The sequence below is a fragment of the Candidatus Aramenus sp. CH1 genome (genome assembly GCA_022678445.1).
Lineage (GTDB): Archaea > Thermoproteota > Thermoprotei_A > Sulfolobales > Sulfolobaceae > Aramenus.
This window is the reverse complement of record JALBWU010000005.1, coordinates 1-16,052: the sequence shown is the minus strand read 5'-3', so window position 1 is coordinate 16,052 and position 16,052 is coordinate 1. Positions and strand designations below refer to the sequence as shown.

Sequence of the window (16,052 nt, the reverse complement as noted above, 5' to 3'; positions counted from 1 at the left end):
TCATAGCCTCTTGCAGGAGAGTTTCTCGCTGGCAATGAGCTCCTTTAGCTTAGAGACCGCCGCGTTGCCACTATAGAGCTGCTTCACGTCCTCCATGTTGTTAGGCTTCATCTTCACTATCCAGCCCTTGCCGTACGGATCCTGGTTGACCAAGATCGGGTTCTTCTCAACTTCAGCGTTGGCCTCAACTATTTCCCCGCTGACTGGGGCTGGAACTGGGCCTGCCCACTTACCGCTCTCCATAGTCGCAATTGGCTTGCCCTTCTCGACCTTAGTGCCCTTCTTCTTTATCCTAACCCTCACAACTTTGCCAGCCATGGTCTGGGCAATGTCGGTTATCCCAACTATTAGTAGATCACCTTCAAGCTTTGCCCAAACCGTGTTTTTACCTTCTATGTAGTAGAACAAGTTCTCGGGTATCTCACAGTTCGACTCGACTACCATTCAAACCCACTTAGTTTACTTATCATAAAAACTATACTAAAAAATTTTCCTATGTTACTCAAGTAATTTATTTACGGTTATTACCAAAAACTTCTTCTTTGAGTACCTCATACTTAACGAGTGAAGGGCTACTTGGTGTTCTTTAGTTGTATGGGAGGGGACGTGATAACTAAGGGTAGGACTTTCCACTTAGAGGGGGGATATTACGCATATGTGGGTTCATGTGGTAACTACTGCGACAAAAGGGTGTCAAGGCACTTGAACAGGGAAAAGGAGAGGAGACACTGGCACGTGGACTTCCTCTCGGAGCTGTGCGAGCCCTTGGGCGTCCTAGTGGTAAACGCTGAAGAGAGGAATATAGCGTCGTCCCTATCCAGCTTCCCCTCGGTTAAGGACTTTGGCTCAAGCGACGACAAGCTGAACAGGAGCCACTTGTTTAAGGTAGAGCCTGGAGAGGCATTAAAGCATATTATCGCGTTAGTGGAGAAGTAGACTATGCTAGTTACCGCTCCCTTTGCTGGCCCAGTCTCCTTCCCGCTACTTGTTGCAAAGGTCTACGGGAAGCTGGACTTCGAGCTGAGGAACTCCTGCGAGTACCAAGGCATAGGAGACGTAGTCCTAGACTCGGTAACAAACGTGACCAAGATAGGCGTAAACTACAAGCTTGTGGCGGGCGTATACGTGGACATGTACTCCCTTCTCGGGAACAAGGAGTCGAAGAGGATCTACACTGTCAGGCAGGGGACTTTAGCAGACTACAACGCTAGACTTTACGCCCTGCTCACGGGGAAGGAGGTTGTAAACACTACTCCTGAGAGGGCGGTGGAGGAGAGCGAGAGAGGAGGGCTGGCGTTAGTGGGCATTGAGGTAAGGGTTGGGGAGAGCTTCGAGGAGGAGATGGGGAGGTTGGGAGTCCTAGCCCCACCCTGCGTGATCTACGCCAGGGAAGGGGCGGACAACGTGATCAAGGCCTACGAGGAAGGAATAAGGATAATTAGGGAGGAACCAAAGACCTCGGTCTCCATAATCTCCTCAGCCTCAAAGTACTACAGCTTAGAGATAATGGAGAGGATAATACACATTTACAAACACCGCCTCACCACGAGTAGGGAGGAGCTAAAGAAGAGCGTTGAGGTGTACTCGAGGGTACTCCCGGCAGTGGGCAGGCTCTCATACTAGTCCAAGAACCTCTTTATACCGTGAATAACTGAAGACAGCTCGGTCAGCCTCTCACGCGTGAGCTTCATTTCGTGAAAGCCAAGCACGCGAACGTACCAAGCGACTCTCCACACCTTTGCGACCTCGTTGTTCCCTAACTGCCTAGCTATCGCCTTAGCAGATCTAAAAAGGGTTGAAGACTTCCACGTCTTGTCTTCTTTCACCTTCTCCAATATCTCCTGTAAGTTCAAGGACTTCACCAAGAGCTTTACTGCCTCCTCTGCGGCCTTGTAGTACTTCTCAGAGGCTTGTACCACGTCTCCCTTGGAGAGGAGGTCATCTGCCTCAGCCAACAATACGTCAGACGCCGTGAGAAGTCTTATCCCCTTGTCCACAGATTATATTGCATTTCCCCACTTATTACTGATGATGGCCTACCAAAGGGGTTCTAGTGCGGTCTTACGGTCTTCTTATCCTAACAAGGCTTAAGGAATCTGGACAAAACACGCCTTCCAGCCCCATCCCCCTATGTATTGACACTACCTCTACACTTCCCTTAACTCCCTTGAGGAACGGCACTGTCCCCATTGCCTTAAGTTCCCTCAGCTTTCTCTCCCCTTTCCTCTTCTCCTCTATGCTAGCCCTCTCCAGTAGCCCCAAATCTTCAACGCTTAAGACGTAACCCGCCAGCGTCCCTATCCTGATTTGAATTTAGGGTTACCCTAATATATAAAAATTATTGAAAATCCATTTAAGTTCCCGAGGAGAATTAAGCAAAAGATGGTAAGAAATGATAATCGGAAAAATACAAGTGATCCCTAGTAGCCCAAACACTCTCATATACGACGAGAGGGTAGTGATAGACCAAGGGGGGAGGAACGCCTCCCTTGACTTAAAGGCAGAGGTGCAGCTTGCCACTCACGGCCACATGGACCACATAGCTGGGCTCTTTAAGGAGGCCAAGAAGAAGTTCATTCCGAGGGAGGACTACTGGACGTTAAACTTGATAGGGAGGAGATGCATGACCTACGGCTTCAGCTCCAAGGACTCGGGGTTGTTCTCCTACGACTTGATCAAGGAGGAACTTAAGGCCGAGTTCAGCGACCCAGAGGTCGAGGTCATCCCTCTCCCTGGCCACACGCCCGGGCACTCGGGGTTCATAATAGACAACGTGCTATACGTTGGAGACGCCTTCTTTGGGCAAAAGGTGTTGGAGTCCTTCGTCTTTCCCTTTTACGTGGACTTCTGGAAGGCTCAGGAGAGCCTAGAGAAGCTCGCCGAGCTTATAAGGGGGGTAGACTACGTCTTCCTCTCCCACGGCCCCGTGTACACTGACAAGAGGAAGGTGGAGGAGATCCTCAAGTTTAACGTCGAGTACAACAAGAAGCTGGTGGAGAAGGTAAAGAACGCCATAACGGGCCAAGAACTTACTGCAGAAGAGGTAGTGGTGAAGCTAGGAAACAAGCTCTCCCCTGCCAACGTGTTCCTCAACGAAGTAGTGGCAAAGTCGATATTAGTAGAAGTGAGCAAGGAGGTAAAGGTAACTGAAAAAGGAGTAGTGTTTAAGAGGTGAGCTTCTTGAACTCTTCTTCTAGGCTACCCTCTCCCAACTTGACATTGACCACTCCCATCCTGTTTCCCTGCCTCACTGCCTCCAACGCCAGCTCCATTATCCCTTGTCTGCCATAGCTGTACTTGATGAAGAGCTGTTCTACCTTCATTGACCTCTCCTTGAGGACCTTTATTAGTACGTCACTGACAATTCTGTGGGCGTCCATAAGCTTTATGTTGTACTTCTTGCAGATCCTCTTGACCTCAACTGAGTCCACAATCTCGTCCACGGAACAAGATACGTCCTTGACCTCTCTCTTCTCGTTAGAATCCTTTATCTTCCAGCTCACTTTTTCACCCTAATTCCTGGTTTTACTAGTTCATGCAAGTCCAAGACCCTATCTATTTCCTCGTCCTTAAACCCCAGTTCCCTTAGCGCCTCCCTTATTGAAATGCCCTTGTTGAGCATTTTGCCAATTTGCGAGGCCTTGTCGTAGCCTATCAATGGCGAGAGCACCGTGATGAGGGAGGGACTGCTCTCGGCGTACCTCTTCATCTTCTCAACGTTGGGTTGCATTCCCTCCACTACTAGAGAGGCGAACTTGTTAAGCGCCTCCGCTATCAAGTTCTCTTGGGTGACTACGTTGTATCCCATTAACGGGACGCCCATGGAGAGCTCGAACTCTCCCAGCATTGACGCAATTTGGTTTGCGTGGTCTAGGCCCATGACTTGCGCAGAAACTAAGAGCGTGGCCTCTACCGTTACTGGGTTAGTCTTCCCGGGCATTATACTACTTCCCGCTATCTCCTCCTGCGTTGGAAGGTCTATCTCCCCAATGGAAGTGAAGGGCCCCGAGAACATTAGCCTGAAGTCCTGCCCGACCCTATAGAGCTCCGCCGCCACGTTCCTTAGCACTCCACTAAGCAAGAGCATGTCAGTGAGGAACCTCATGGCCCTAAACTTGTTCGCTGGTTTGAAGCCCAGCCCAGTGACCTTGTTCACCTCCTGTACCACGAGCTCCTGGAAGCGTGGGTCGGCGTTGAGCCCAGTGCCAACAGCGCTACCACCTATAGGCAACTCCTTAACGTACTCTAGCACGTTATTCAACTGCTCTAGGTCGTGCTTGAAGGCATCGTAGTAGGCCCCCAGCTCCTGCCCTAGCGTAACGGGCAGTGCGTCCCTCAAGTGGGTCCTTCCGGACTTTACCACGTCCTTGTACTCCTCTGCTTTCTTGTTTAAGGTGTAAAGCATGTTCTCTAAGGTGGGAACTACCTTCTCCACGGCGTTTGCCACAGAGGCTATCCTAATGGCGGTGGGTACGGTGTCGTTGGAAGACTGCCCCATGTTGACGTGGTCGTTGGGGTGCACATTCTTTCCCGAGAGCTCTGACGCCCTCTCTGCGAGTACCTCGTTGACATTCATGTTTAGCCCAGTTCCAGATCCCGTCTGGAAGACGTCCAGGACTATCTTGTCGTCGTGTTTGCCCTCCATTAGCTCCAGCGATGCCTTCTCTATTGCCTCTGCGATTTCCCTGTCGAGGTAGCCCAAGCTAGCGTTAACCCTAGCGCAAGCTAGCTTCACTAGCCCCATGGCCCATATGACCTTCCTCGGGAACCTAGTACCGGTGTTCATGAAGAGCTTAGGAGCAGTCTCAGTATATTTCATGGGTATGAATAGGTCGAGAGGGTTTTATTGCTTTTCTTTAGCTAAAGACTCCTCTATTCCTCTGTAGTTTATCTCGAGGTGCTTCCTGAGGATTTCCCCCTGGATACCTCCGATGTCAATCTCTACTCGGTACTTCTTCTCGACCATTTGGTCGTAGTGCTCCTCCAAGTGGCGTCCAGGAGCAAGCCCCCCGTGGGAGAGCCCCACCATCCTAGGTTTGAGGGAAATCTGCAACTTCAAGCTCTCCAAGTACTTCAAGTGGTCGAAGGGTGGTGGGGTGGTTGGGATAGGGATACCGTTAATCCTCCCTCCTGCAGAGTCCCCAGTGTAAAGGACGTCGCCTATCATCACTGAGATGTGATGCTTAGCGTGGCCCGGCGTGTATACCACTTTCATCTTTTGCCTACCAAGGTTTATCTCCTCCCCGCCCTTTACCTCTAGGAAGTCCGCGTCAACCCCCTCAACTTCACCGTAGATGTCTACGAGGTCGCCTAACACTTTCCTAGCGCTCTCGTTCAACTGCCTCGTATCCCTCAAGTACTTGGAGTACCCCTGGTACACTATCACTTTTGGCTTATACCTCTGGACCAGCTCGGAGACCCCACCTATGTGGTCCAAGTGGACGTGAGTGATCACGAGGTAGTTCAGCCTGTCCAGGAAGCTCACGTCCATTACTGTGTTGAAGACACCCGCATCCACCATTACTATCTTCTCGTCGCACACTACAAAGGAGTAAACGAGCTCAGGGAATTCAATCGGACCAGAAGCTATGGAGTGAATGCCCTCACATGACATGGGAAGAAAAAGGGAAACAGCATTTAATAGTTTTGCGTTATGGTTCCTTTGTCTCCTCTATTATCTCCTCTATTGCCTCAGTCCTTATCCCGCTCTTGACCGCGAAGTAGTGGAACACTAGGATGTCGGCAGCCGCCACTACCGTGTCCCAAGGGAACGGTATTGGCGCTGTTACACCGTAGGGCCCGAAACCTCCGAAGTACGAGAACACTAGGATGGAGAAGATCAAGCCCAACAACCAGTACCCTGCCTTTATCTCAGTCCTCACGTTGTCTGGGACGACGGACATTAACGTGATAATGCTGAATATTATGGCACCAGCCATTACGAGCAAGTAGATGAGGAACGCTATTGGGTCTGGAACCGTCAAGCTCGAGGTACCCGTGTAGAAGAAGTAGGAGTCTAGTACCACCGCTATCACGTCCACTACTCCTAAGAGCATTGCCAGGCTTGCCTTAGCCTTGTAGACCTTGTAAGCGTAGTAGCCGAAGAAGATCGGCAGTCCTATGAACACTGCAGTTACCACGTAGAACAAAGTCGTAAACCCAGACCAGTACACTATGAGTCCAGCGGCCAGGGTAGCTATTGGTGCTATGATTGAAGCCCCAGGGAGTCTATAGTTCCTCTTGAGATCTGGAGCGGTCTTCCTCAGCGTCTGTAGCCCTATCCCTCCCATTATGTAAGTGAAGACGGTAGCAGAGGATATGAAACCCACTAAGGCTATCCACGCGGGGAACGGTAGGAGGAATATGGCTCCTATGGCAGTAGCAGCTATAAAGGATATCACTGGGACCTTGGTCCTTCCTATCTTGAGGAAAACCCCCGGCAAGTAGCCGTTTGCTGCGAAGCCGTAAATCGTCCTCCCTGCTGTGCCTATGTATATCCACCCAGTGCCCGCAGGGGATATAACTGCGTCAATGGATAAGATGTAAGACCACAGAGCGAATAGCCCAACAACTTGTCCAGCAACTCCAGAGTGCTGGAAGATAAAGAGGAACGGCCCGTGGGTTATGTTAGAGTTTGTGAGCCCAGTCCAGTTGCCAACAGTTACTCCGGCCGCAGACCAGTTTATAGCCCCAGTAAACGCCACCTGCAGTAGAGTATATAGGGCAAGGCCTATCAAAAGGGACCCCACAACGGCGAAAGGTACGTCCTTCTTTGGGTTTTTCCCTTCGCCTCCGTACTCTATTGCCTGCCTAAAGCCCAAGTAGGAGAATATCACCCCAGTTGTTGGTATGGCGTAGAGGACTGCAGCGAAGCCAGAGAAGCCCTCCACGACGTTGCTTGGAGACGGGAAGAAGCCTCCTCCCGCGGTGAAATTAGAGGGGTGATAGAGGAAGGCGAGGGCGAAGATCGCCGTAAACGTTGGTACTATTAACTTCCACCACCCTGCACCGTGGGTGACTGCTCCTAGAACCTTGACTCCAGCGTACTGGAGGAAGAAGAATATGATCAGCAACAAGTAGGAAAGGGCAATGCCCTCAGGGGTTAGCACACCGTTTGGGTAGGTCAAGCTCGGCACGAAATAGCTGAGGTAGGTGACTGTAGCGCTTGCCTCAATAGCTGGCACGGACACTGCAGAGAGGAAGTACGCCCACGCTATTAGATAACCAACGAAACCTCCGTGGCTGTAGTGCGGGTACCTCACTATCCCTCCAGTTTTGGGGATTGACGACGAGATCTCAGCGTACGCAAGCCCTACGAATATCACTAAGATTCCCGCTATTATCCAAGATATGAAGGCAGCCCCACCAGCGTAAGCTGCAGTGTATAGGGAGCCGAAGAGCCATCCAGAGCCTATAACTCCTCCTAAGGAGAGGAACAACATCTCAAACCTGTTCAGAGATTTCCTTAACTGGGCATCAGCCGATGCTCCTAGGTCACGTGCGGTTGATTCCGGATTTTTGGAAGCCATAAATAGAGTTAAAGGGAAAATCTTTAAAAACTTAACTCAATTCTTCATCTCGCTTATCGATTTTATTTAAACTGATTAGGTCTATTTTTAAGAACCGTTTAATCCAAAATTAAAATTAGTCCATGGCGCGAAGTCTGACTAGCGCGAACCAGTCGCCCAGATCATAAGCCTCGAAGCCCATGTTTCTGGCGGTGTAAAACGTGATCCTCCTCAGCTTGCTCTCGTCCCTCCTCTCGTCAGCCAAGAACACAAGACCTTTGGAGAGCTCAACCATCTTCTTTATTACTGAGATTGGATCTTCCTCCTTGAGTATCGCGTGGAGTGAGACGGCGGAGTCAAAAACACACCCTTTGGCATCACTTAAGGTCACTGTTTCAAAACCAGTGTAGGGAAAAACGCCGTGGACCAGAACCCTCTTGCCCAGGGGAAAGGAGAAGAGAAGGTCTTCTACTCCATTGGGTATCATGCGGGAGTCACGCCTTGTCCAACTGCTTCTTTAGCTCCTCTGCAGCCTTCTTTATCTCCTCCATTGAAGCCTCGTCCTCAAGAGTCGAGATGTCGCCTATGTTACTGCCGCTCACCACAGCCTTTATGACCCTCCTCATTACCTTCCCCGACCTGGTCTTGGGCAAGGCATTAACGAACTGTATCTTGGGCGTGACTATTGGTCCCATGACTTGCCTCACGTGGTTCTGGATCTCCTTTGCTAGGCTCTCAGAGGGAGTGTAGCCCTGCTTTAATACTACGAACGCGTAGACCTCCTCACCCTTTACTGGGTCTGGAACTCCAACAACTGCCGCCTCCGCCACTGCTGGGTAAGAGGTTATGGCAGACTCCACTTCTCCTGCCCCTATCCTGTGTGCGGCCACCTTGATGGTCTCGTCTGCCCTACCCAGCACCCACACGTAGCCGTCCTCGTCCACCATAGCGTAGTCTCCCGGATAGTAGAGACTTGTGAACTTAGAGAAGTAGGTCTTCTTTAACCTCTCGTTTCCTGGGTCTCCCCACATACCCATCATCATGTTTGGCGGGAACGGCGGCCTCATAATCAAGTAGCCCCTCTCCCTCGGCTTCGTCGGGTTACCTGCGTCATCAAGTACCTCTATGAAGTTGCCCGGCAGTGGGTAACCGGAGGCTGGCCCCGACTTCATCGGCATGTATATTATCCCAGGTAGGTAGCCCAAGTTGGGGCCACCAGTCTCCGTCTGCCACCACTGGTGGGACATGAAGACCTTGCCCTTACCTATAACCTCGAGCCCCCACTTCCAGGGAGCGTAGTTAAGCACCTCGCCGTTCGTCACGATTATCCTCAAGGACGACAAGTCGTGCGCCTTTACGAACTCCTCCCCGTACTTCATGAAGTACCTCAACGCTGTAGCTGAGGTACCAAAGGTGGTCGCCCTGTACCTCTCGATCATCTCTGCCCACTTGTCTGGATAGGGGTAGTCTGGGGCGCTCTCGTAGATCACTATTGTCCTCCCCATGACCAAGGGGGAGTAGGTTATGTAGGAGTGGCCCACGATCCAGCCTATGTCGGAGGTGTTGAAGAGTACGTCGTTCTCCTGGCTCAAGCCATAGCTCCAAAGCAACATCAACGAGGTACCCACTAAGTAGCCTCCGGTTGAGTGGACTATCCCCTTTGGCTTCCCAGTGGTTCCAGAGGTGTAGAGGATAAATAGGGGGTCATTGGCGTCAACGGGCTCAGGGTCTATCGGCTTGTACTTCCCGACGTCGTCAAAGTAGACGTCCCTGCCTTCCTTGAAGTTTATCTCCGTGCCGAGCCTTCTGTACACCAACACGTGCTTTACTGGATTCCTGTCGCCCAGCATGTCTAGGGCTTCATCTATAATCTTCTTGAGCTCAACTACCTTCCCTCTCCTTGGGTAAGCGTCAGCAGTTATGACCACCTTGGACTGAGCGTCCTCTATCCTGCTCGCCAAGGCTTGGGAACCAAAACCTGCAAACACCACGCTGTGAATTGCCCCTAACCTAGCGCATGCGAGCTTGGCGATAACCCCCTCTGGAGTTAAGGGCATGTAGATGGTTACCCTGTCCCCCTTCTGGACTCCTAGCTGTCTCAGCGCGTTCGCCCATCTGTTCACCTCGTAGTAGAGGTCTTGGTAGGTTACTATTTTCCTCTCTCCCCTCTCGCTCTCCCAAACAATAGCCGCCTTGAACTTCCTTGAGGAGTTCAAGTGCCTGTCCACGGCGTTATACGAGGCGTTAAGCTTTCCGCCTATGAACCACCTTGTCATTGGGTCTTCCTGCTTCATCGTTACCTTCCATGGCTCAAACCAGTCGATGAGTTGCTTTGCAATGTCTCCCCAGAACTTGTCTGGTTGTTCCTTGCTATAGTTAAACAAGTACTTGTAATACCTCATGTTATAGTCTACTTTCTCTTCCAACTGCTTCGTCTCGGCCTCAGACTGAACCTCGACCATAATAATCATATAAAATTTGTTTAAGCAATATTAAAAAACATTACCTTGAATAGTGAGGTTTTAGGAATGACGCACGGAAGCAAAAAGGGGCTATTAATAGCGTAGAGGAGATTATTAACGTTTGATAGATAAAGATCCCTTCTAACTCTTTTTTAACTTGCAGTCGGTATAAATATGGGAGACATGAACATAACGCAATTGGTGATGCTAACCAACTTGGCTGAGGGCGAGCTCAGCTTCAAGGAAATGATGGAATACACGGGATTGCCAAGGAGGAAGTTGGCAAAGAGCTTGAGGAGGCTTGAATATAACGGATATATAGAGAAAAAGGCCTTCATAGGGAATGACGTCATCTTCGGAATAACTGACAAGGGCGTTGAGGAACTGTATAAGCACTACGTCTTCCTGAAAAAGCTGCTGGCCGACATGGAGTTCACTATATGCAGCAGGTTCGAGTGCTAGAACCATGAGAGGAGATGGAAGAGCATGTCCATGAACTTATCCTTCTCTATCTCGTAGACGACCTCAGCCTTTGGCTCCTTTCCCCAAAGGTCTAAGTAGTCTATCACCGTCATCCCCCTCGTTAAGCAGTCGCAGTTCTCCACATCCACGTATTGTCTTTCTGATCTTTTGATCACTTTCCTGTTTAGGGCTACTGCGGTGGTAATCAAGTCTGGGTGTGGGTTCCCCCTCATTTTCTGGTGCTTCATGGCGAACTCCCTGTAGTGCTTGTAGATCCTCACGTAGAATTTGGCCATTTCAGTGTCCATTGCCTTTATCCTCTCCCACTCGTCCTCCTCCACTACGTAGTTAGTTATTAAGTCCCATGCTACCATGGTTATATCGAACCCCGCATTGAACACTAGCTTAGCCGCGTCTGGGTCGACCCAAATGTTGAACTCTGCAACAGGAGTGATGTTTCCCCTTCCGTATATGGTGCCTCCCATGACCCAGACCTTCTTTACCTTTTCAACTATGGACTTGTCCATGAGGTAAGCAAGCGCCAAGTTGGTCAGGGGGGATATAGCGAGAAACTCGAGCTCCCCAGCGTACCTGTCTGCTAGCTCAAGGATTGCTTGAGGTGCCCTCTTTGGCTCTGGCCTCAACTTCTTTGGCCTCACGACCTCGTCGCCAATACCTCCCTTCCCATGAACGTTCTCCACTGTTTTGAAGCTTTTGACCAAGGGCCTGTCGCTCCCAGGGTAAACCCTTATGTCCTTATTTACCTTCCCAGATATGAACTCGAGGGCCCACAGCGCGTTGTCCACTTCCTGCTCATAGGCTATGTTTCCCTCTACTATCGTGACGCCTTCTACCTCAACCCCGTTCCTAAGTAACATATAGAGGCTCATTATATCGTCCTCAGCCGTGTCGCAGTCTATAACAAAGTGCCTGGCCATGCCATCTATTTAGTCGGCTAAGGAAATTAACGTTTAGCCCCCTTTTAATTACGCACCGCGTAGCAAAGACCTACAAACCTCGATTTTCCTTTAGCCTAACCGTAAGGCCCCAGCATTTCGCACTCCAAAGATAGAGCTGGGAAATCCATGACTACTACCTAGATCACTTCACTCGAAGATCGCCTTATAGTCTAACAACTTCTTTAGCTTCAAGTAGACTTCGCTCACGCCGTCTGAGGGGTAGTACTCAAAGCCCTTCAAGGCCTCCTCGTCCGCTACGTAGACCTTGGACATCCCAGTCCCGGGGACGGTGTAAGCGTAAATTGGGGATGTCTTCTCCACCAGCTCAACGAACTCCTTCAATCCCTCTGTTCTCACTATGTAGCTGTTCTTGTCCCCCTCCTCCACTACCGGCACTCCGTCGTCCTTGCTGAACCCTGGGTACTCCACGTCGTTGGAGTATGTCATGTGAAGCTTGAATTCCTTGTCGTACTCAACTAGGACAGCTATAGGTCTGTCCTCGATCCCTTTCTTGAAGTCCTCCAGCAGGTCCCTTGCGTCGGGATAGCTCTTCTCCAGCGTGACTATCCTCCTCGGCTTCTGATATAGTCTCATCACGGCCTTCGATATGGCCCCGAGCTTACCCTTGGAGCCTATGAAGACCTTCCAGTTTATCCCCCCAAGGAACGTTATGGCCCTACACCATACGGTGAAGTCCCTTGGAGTACCGTAGTGGAATGAGATGGGGGAAACCTGGTTGAAGGCCAACATTCCGCCCACGCTTCCGTCGTAAAGGCTTGGGAACAGGAGCCCCTTCTCAGACGCCTCCGCCCTTATCTTGGGCACAGAGGCGCCAGCTAAGGCAACTACGTGATCGTCCTTCACCTCAAAGTGGTCCATTCCTTGAGTAGATATTGCGTTCTCCTTGTCCTTGTGGGAGTGGTTGCCAAAGCCTATGACTGAGATCTTCCTTCCCTCGAAGTGAGCAGACCTTATTTCCTTGAAGAGTTCCTCCTCGCTGGATACCCTAATCATGGTAGATATCTTGCTCTGAAATCTTTATAAGAGAGAAGGCGGGTTTAGTTTATAGTTCCATCTAGTAAACTCTTTGTATGCCTCTAGTAGGAGTAATAATGGGGAGCAAGAGTGACTGGGAATACATGAAGGAGGCTGTAGAAGTCCTAGAGAAGTTCGGCGTGAGCTACGAGGTCAAGGTAGTCTCAGCCCACAGAACGCCAGAGTTCATGATGGAGTACGCCAAGAGCGCCAAGCAGAGGGGAATTGAAGTGATCATAGCTGGGGCTGGTGGAGCAGCGCACCTCCCAGGGATGACTGCCTCGCTGACCTCACTGCCAGTGATAGGGGTGCCAATACCCTCAAGGAACTTGAACGGTCTTGACTCCCTCCTTTCCATAGTGCAGATGCCCTACGGAGTGCCCGTAGCTACGGTAGCAGTTGGAGGGGCAAAGAACGCTGCCCTCCTCGCAATAAGGATACTCGGGATAAAGTACAAGGAGCTCCAGGAGAAGGTGGAGAAGTTCATGGAGGAGATGAAGAATGAAGTCCTCTCTACCAAACTATAAAGTGTGTATCTTGGGAGGAGGACAGCTGGGCTGGATGATGATCCTAGAAGGCAGGAAATTACCTCTTACCTTTTACGTAATAGCCAACCCAGAGGAGCCTGCATGCAGAGTCGCAGATAAGTGCTTCTCAGAGGAGAACTACAAGGAGGCCATTGACCAGTGCGACGTGGTGACCTTTGAGTTCGAGCACGTCAACGAGAAGGCCTTGGAGTACGCCCAGGAGAGCGGAAAGCTCCTCCCAAGGCTGAACTCAGTGGAGCTCAAGAGGGAGAGGTACAAGGAGAAGGAGTTCCTTAGAGACCACGGGTTCCCTGTACCTAGGTTCAAGGTGGCCCAGGACGGGGAGGAGGCACTTAAGGTCTTAAAGGACGAGTTCAACAACGTGGGCGTGCTGAAGCAGTCCAGGGGCGGATACGACGGGAAGGGGCAGTACTTCGTAAAGGGAGACCCGGAGAGGTACCAGTTCCTCAAGGACGTCAAGTGCAAGTTCGTGGTGGAGGAGTTAGTGAACTTCGACTTTGAGGCCTCAGTAATAGCCACTAGGAGGAAGAGAGAGTTCAAGGCCTACACACCCTCCTTTAACTACAACGAGAAGGGGATCTTGGTCTACAACTACGGACCATACTACAACGAGGAGATGGTGAAAATAGCGGAGAGGCTGACGAGGGAGCTCGACTACGTCGGGACGATCGGCATAGAGTTCTTCGTTGTGAAGAACAGGGTGTTGATTAACGAGATTGCGCCGAGGGTGCACAACACAGGGCACTACACTCTTGACGGGGCCTTTACCTCCCAGTTCGAGCAACACTTGAGGGCTATCCTAGGAATTGAGTTGGGCGAGACCACGGTATTGAAGCCCTTCGGCATGGTCAACATACTCGGCAAGCCCTCTTTCCCGCTGGAGGTGCTCAAGTTAGGCAAGGTGTACTGGTACGGAAAGGAAGAGGCAAGAAAGAGGAGGAAGATGGGCCACGTTAACGTAGTAGGCGAGGACTTAGAGGAGGTAAAGCAAAAAATTGATAAAATTATGCAACTAATTTATCCAGAAGGTCTAGATTTATGAGGCTTAACTTCAAGGTATGGATAGAGGACGACAACGGTAAACCCATCATGGGGAAAGGGGGCGTTGAGCTCGTCAAGAGCATAATAGAGACTGGGTCAATTGCTGGGGCTGCAGACAAGGTGAACGTGTCCTACAAGTTCGCGTGGGAGTACGTCAGGAGGATAAACTCATTCGTGGGGGGGATAGAGTTCAGGAAGGGTGGAAAGAACGCCGGAGGGACGGAGGTCTCTGAAAGGGTAAAGAAGATGATAGAGATCTACGAGGAGGCGGTAAAGGAGGTAAACCAGATCCTGGAAAAGTACGACAAGAAGCTCAACGACCTAGCGCCCTCATGAGACCACCAAGGTTTCCTTCTCTCTCACTTTATTTCTAGGAAGATAAAAATTAACAAAACATTTATATAAGTAAAGAGTAGAAAGTTACAAGATTTCAATGAAGTACTGTCCTAGATGTGGTTACCAAAACCTCGACGACGCTAAGTTCTGCGCGAGGTGCGGATACCAGTTCCCTGATACGACGCAGCAGAGTCCACCTCTCAGTTGCCCCCTCAGCCACCTCCTATCCCTGCGCCCTCCTACCCGCAACAACCGTCGTACAGCCGACCTCCTAGCATAAAGAAGATTCCAATAGTCCCCATAGTCGCACTAGTAGTGATAGTGGTGATAGTTGTAGTAGAGGCAGTCTTGCCCGGGATAACGGGTAGTGGAGGGAGCGTAGTAGCTTCGGCCCCCGACCACGCGTTTGGAGGGAACTGGAAGGTCGATAGTAGTAGATCTGCTACAGTAACAATTTCTGGCAACACTGCTACTATAGCATACCTGAACGGCACCTCGACAACAGTGCCAGTCTCTCAGTTAACGCAGTCGAGTCCACTGGGGTCGCCAATACTAAGCGGGATAAACCAGAATATCCAACTACACTTTGGTTAACGGGACGTCTACGATATCCATGATAAAAACTTTTTCTATAAGAAGACAAACCTCGCCTGACGAAGGTTTTAACATGAAAAAACAATTTCCTTTTATGACGCTTTCTTTGGCGAACTAAAGATGAGGAGCCCCGATTACTCCCGCAATTCCGGAAGCGTCAAAACAATCGTCGTAAGGCTCTTCCCTAGTGGTCATCAAAAGAGGAAATTGAGGAAGTTAGCAGACGCAACAGCAAAGCTGTGGAACGAGATTAACTACGAGAGACAACAATTCTTTCAGCAAAAGAAAGTGAACCTCAATGACGCGTGGGACAAGTATTACGAGAAGTACAAGAAGGTTCTAAGAGTTAACGCTCAAGCAGTTTTACAGAAGAATAATGAGGCTGGTCGTCCTTCTTCTCCTTACTAAAGAAAGACCTACTGCTCGTGAATCACTTCTCGCCGCCACGTTACTGGAAAGATGGAGGAAAGAGGAAACTAATCCTAGTAGTTAGACAAGATCGTTATGAGGTCGACGAGGAAAAACGCGTCATCTCTCTGAAGGATTGGAAAATGAAGATGCCCTTTGAAGGTAGGTTAAGGTGGTTTGGAGTACAAGGTAGGCTGGAGATTCGCGTTGAAGGCAACAACTTTTACGCCCACATTTCGTTGACGTTGGTAGGACTGTAGCAAAGAAAAGCGGTAAGCCGATGAAGAACTCTATCGTCGTCCACGGTGAAAGAGAGGTTCAGGTTGAGAAGCCTAAAGGTGAGTTGCGTCAATAGACCTTGGTGTAAACATGTTGGCTACTGTAGTTGTTGATGATGGTACAGTACTCTTTTATAGGGGTTCCGTAGTGAAGAGCGATTACTTTTACTTTGAGAAAAAGATCGCTGAACTCGACGAGCTGAAGAGCGAGACAGAAAAGGTCCAAGAACAAGAAGCTAGGGAAGAAGTGCTGAGGAAAAGGGAAAGAATTTTCTTTAAGCTTTATCGTAGGCTTATTCATTATTTTAGGACTTTAGCATCTCACCTCACCAAGACTTTGTGGTCTCTTGGCGTCTCCACGGTTTACTTGGGCTATCCTTACTTCATTCCTAGGATAAGGGTAACAAGTTCACTTCAAATT

At 50.1% G+C, this 16,052-nt stretch carries 23 protein-coding genes; 12 read left to right on the top strand and 11 right to left on the bottom strand.

The genetic code is table 11. From position 1 onward, the window contains the following. Nucleotides 1-444 (bottom strand): glycine cleavage system protein H, encoded by a 444-nt coding sequence (locus MPF33_04435; protein MCI2414490.1) that lies wholly within the window; start codon nucleotides 442-444, stop codon nucleotides 1-3. A 120-nt stretch (nucleotides 445-564) separates the two neighbouring features. On the opposite strand from MPF33_04435, the gene MPF33_04430 reads away from it, so the two are divergent. Both MPF33_04430 and MPF33_04425 read left to right on the top strand, forming a co-directional pair. After that, the gene (locus tag MPF33_04430; protein MCI2414489.1) at nucleotides 565-936 is read left to right on the top strand and encodes a DUF123 domain-containing protein; all 372 of its coding nucleotides are present in this window, start codon (nucleotides 565-567) and stop codon (nucleotides 934-936) included. Nucleotides 937-939: 3 nt separating this feature from the next. After that, a complete protein-coding gene (locus MPF33_04425) occupies nucleotides 940-1,623 on the top strand; it encodes a DUF3834 domain-containing protein (GenBank protein MCI2414488.1) in 684 nt (227 codons plus the stop codon). Here the strand turns inward: MPF33_04425 and MPF33_04420 are convergent. Then, on the bottom strand, nucleotides 1,620-1,997 hold the full coding sequence (locus MPF33_04420) for a PaREP1 family protein (protein MCI2414487.1): 378 nt from the start codon (nucleotides 1,995-1,997) through the stop codon (nucleotides 1,620-1,622). The two genes, MPF33_04425 and MPF33_04420, sit on opposite strands and share 4 nt — an antisense overlap. A gap of 64 nt (nucleotides 1,998-2,061) precedes the next feature. Further along, the gene (locus MPF33_04415) at nucleotides 2,062-2,262 is read right to left on the bottom strand and encodes a hypothetical protein (protein ID MCI2414486.1); all 201 of its coding nucleotides are present in this window, start codon (nucleotides 2,260-2,262) and stop codon (nucleotides 2,062-2,064) included. Nucleotides 2,263-2,392: 130 nt separating this feature from the next. Here MPF33_04415 and MPF33_04410 point away from each other — a divergent pair, with 130 nt between their 5' ends. Beyond that, complete coding sequence (locus MPF33_04410; protein ID MCI2414485.1) at nucleotides 2,393-3,175, top strand: MBL fold metallo-hydrolase; 783 nt, start codon at nucleotides 2,393-2,395, stop codon at nucleotides 3,173-3,175. Here the strand turns inward: MPF33_04410 and MPF33_04405 are convergent. The 6 genes from MPF33_04405 to acs form a co-directional block, all read right to left on the bottom strand. Continuing rightward, entirely contained in the window at nucleotides 3,165-3,503 is a 339-nt protein-coding gene (locus tag MPF33_04405; protein MCI2414484.1) for a hypothetical protein, read from the bottom strand. The two genes, MPF33_04410 and MPF33_04405, sit on opposite strands and share 11 nt — an antisense overlap. After that, nucleotides 3,500-4,819, bottom strand: a complete 1,320-nt coding sequence (locus tag MPF33_04400) for a lyase family protein (protein ID MCI2414483.1) — start codon at nucleotides 4,817-4,819, stop codon at nucleotides 3,500-3,502. Before MPF33_04400 ends, MPF33_04405 begins: the two co-directional genes overlap by 4 nt. Before the next feature lie 24 nt (nucleotides 4,820-4,843). Continuing rightward, nucleotides 4,844-5,614, bottom strand: a complete 771-nt coding sequence (locus tag MPF33_04395) for an MBL fold metallo-hydrolase (GenBank protein ID MCI2414482.1) — start codon at nucleotides 5,612-5,614, stop codon at nucleotides 4,844-4,846. A 37-nt stretch (nucleotides 5,615-5,651) separates the two neighbouring features. Continuing rightward, a complete protein-coding gene (locus MPF33_04390; protein MCI2414481.1) occupies nucleotides 5,652-7,529 on the bottom strand; it encodes an APC family permease in 1,878 nt (625 codons plus the stop codon). Between the two features lie 115 nt (nucleotides 7,530-7,644). Next, nucleotides 7,645-7,995, bottom strand: coding sequence for a hypothetical protein (locus MPF33_04385; protein ID MCI2414480.1), 351 nt, complete (start codon nucleotides 7,993-7,995; stop codon nucleotides 7,645-7,647). A 7-nt stretch (nucleotides 7,996-8,002) separates the two neighbouring features. Next, a complete protein-coding gene (acs, locus tag MPF33_04380) occupies nucleotides 8,003-9,970 on the bottom strand; it encodes an acetate--CoA ligase (GenBank protein ID MCI2414479.1) in 1,968 nt (655 codons plus the stop codon). 183 nt (nucleotides 9,971-10,153) lie between these two features. Here acs and MPF33_04375 point away from each other — a divergent pair, with 183 nt between their 5' ends. Continuing rightward, complete coding sequence (locus tag MPF33_04375; GenBank protein MCI2414478.1) at nucleotides 10,154-10,432, top strand: winged helix-turn-helix domain-containing protein; 279 nt, start codon at nucleotides 10,154-10,156, stop codon at nucleotides 10,430-10,432. Here the strand turns inward: MPF33_04375 and MPF33_04370 are convergent. Both MPF33_04370 and MPF33_04365 read right to left on the bottom strand, forming a co-directional pair. Beyond that, a complete protein-coding gene (locus MPF33_04370; protein ID MCI2414477.1) occupies nucleotides 10,429-11,370 on the bottom strand; it encodes a nucleoside hydrolase in 942 nt (313 codons plus the stop codon). The two genes, MPF33_04375 and MPF33_04370, sit on opposite strands and share 4 nt — an antisense overlap. 168 nt (nucleotides 11,371-11,538) lie before the next feature. Beyond that, nucleotides 11,539-12,405 carry an FAD-binding protein gene (locus MPF33_04365; protein MCI2414476.1) on the bottom strand — a complete coding sequence of 289 codons (867 nt, stop codon included), beginning with the start codon at nucleotides 12,403-12,405 and terminating at the stop codon, nucleotides 11,539-11,541. A 77-nt stretch (nucleotides 12,406-12,482) separates the two neighbouring features. Here MPF33_04365 and purE point away from each other — a divergent pair, with 77 nt between their 5' ends. The 8 genes from purE to MPF33_04325 form a co-directional block, all read left to right on the top strand. After that, nucleotides 12,483-12,953, top strand: coding sequence for a 5-(carboxyamino)imidazole ribonucleotide mutase (purE, locus tag MPF33_04360; protein ID MCI2414475.1), 471 nt, complete (start codon nucleotides 12,483-12,485; stop codon nucleotides 12,951-12,953). Beyond that, nucleotides 12,928-14,016 carry a 5-(carboxyamino)imidazole ribonucleotide synthase gene (locus MPF33_04355; protein MCI2414474.1) on the top strand — a complete coding sequence of 363 codons (1,089 nt, stop codon included), beginning with the start codon at nucleotides 12,928-12,930 and terminating at the stop codon, nucleotides 14,014-14,016. The genes purE and MPF33_04355 overlap by 26 nt, the downstream gene beginning before the upstream one ends. Continuing rightward, a complete protein-coding gene (locus tag MPF33_04350) occupies nucleotides 14,013-14,351 on the top strand; it encodes a DNA-binding protein (protein ID MCI2414473.1) in 339 nt (112 codons plus the stop codon). The genes MPF33_04355 and MPF33_04350 overlap by 4 nt, the downstream gene beginning before the upstream one ends. A 97-nt stretch (nucleotides 14,352-14,448) precedes the next feature. Then, complete coding sequence (locus MPF33_04345) at nucleotides 14,449-14,631, top strand: zinc-ribbon domain-containing protein (GenBank protein ID MCI2414472.1); 183 nt, start codon at nucleotides 14,449-14,451, stop codon at nucleotides 14,629-14,631. Continuing rightward, nucleotides 14,556-14,945 carry a hypothetical protein gene (locus tag MPF33_04340; GenBank protein ID MCI2414471.1) on the top strand — a complete coding sequence of 130 codons (390 nt, stop codon included), beginning with the start codon at nucleotides 14,556-14,558 and terminating at the stop codon, nucleotides 14,943-14,945. The genes MPF33_04345 and MPF33_04340 overlap by 76 nt, the downstream gene beginning before the upstream one ends. Before the next feature lie 120 nt (nucleotides 14,946-15,065). Then, complete coding sequence (locus MPF33_04335) at nucleotides 15,066-15,353, top strand: hypothetical protein (GenBank protein MCI2414470.1); 288 nt, start codon at nucleotides 15,066-15,068, stop codon at nucleotides 15,351-15,353. A 17-nt stretch (nucleotides 15,354-15,370) separates the two neighbouring features. Then, entirely contained in the window at nucleotides 15,371-15,613 is a 243-nt protein-coding gene (locus MPF33_04330; GenBank protein ID MCI2414469.1) for a hypothetical protein, read from the top strand. Between the two features lie 109 nt (nucleotides 15,614-15,722). Then, a partial coding sequence (locus MPF33_04325; GenBank protein ID MCI2414468.1) for a transposase occupies nucleotides 15,723-16,052 on the top strand: 330 nt, incomplete at its 3' end.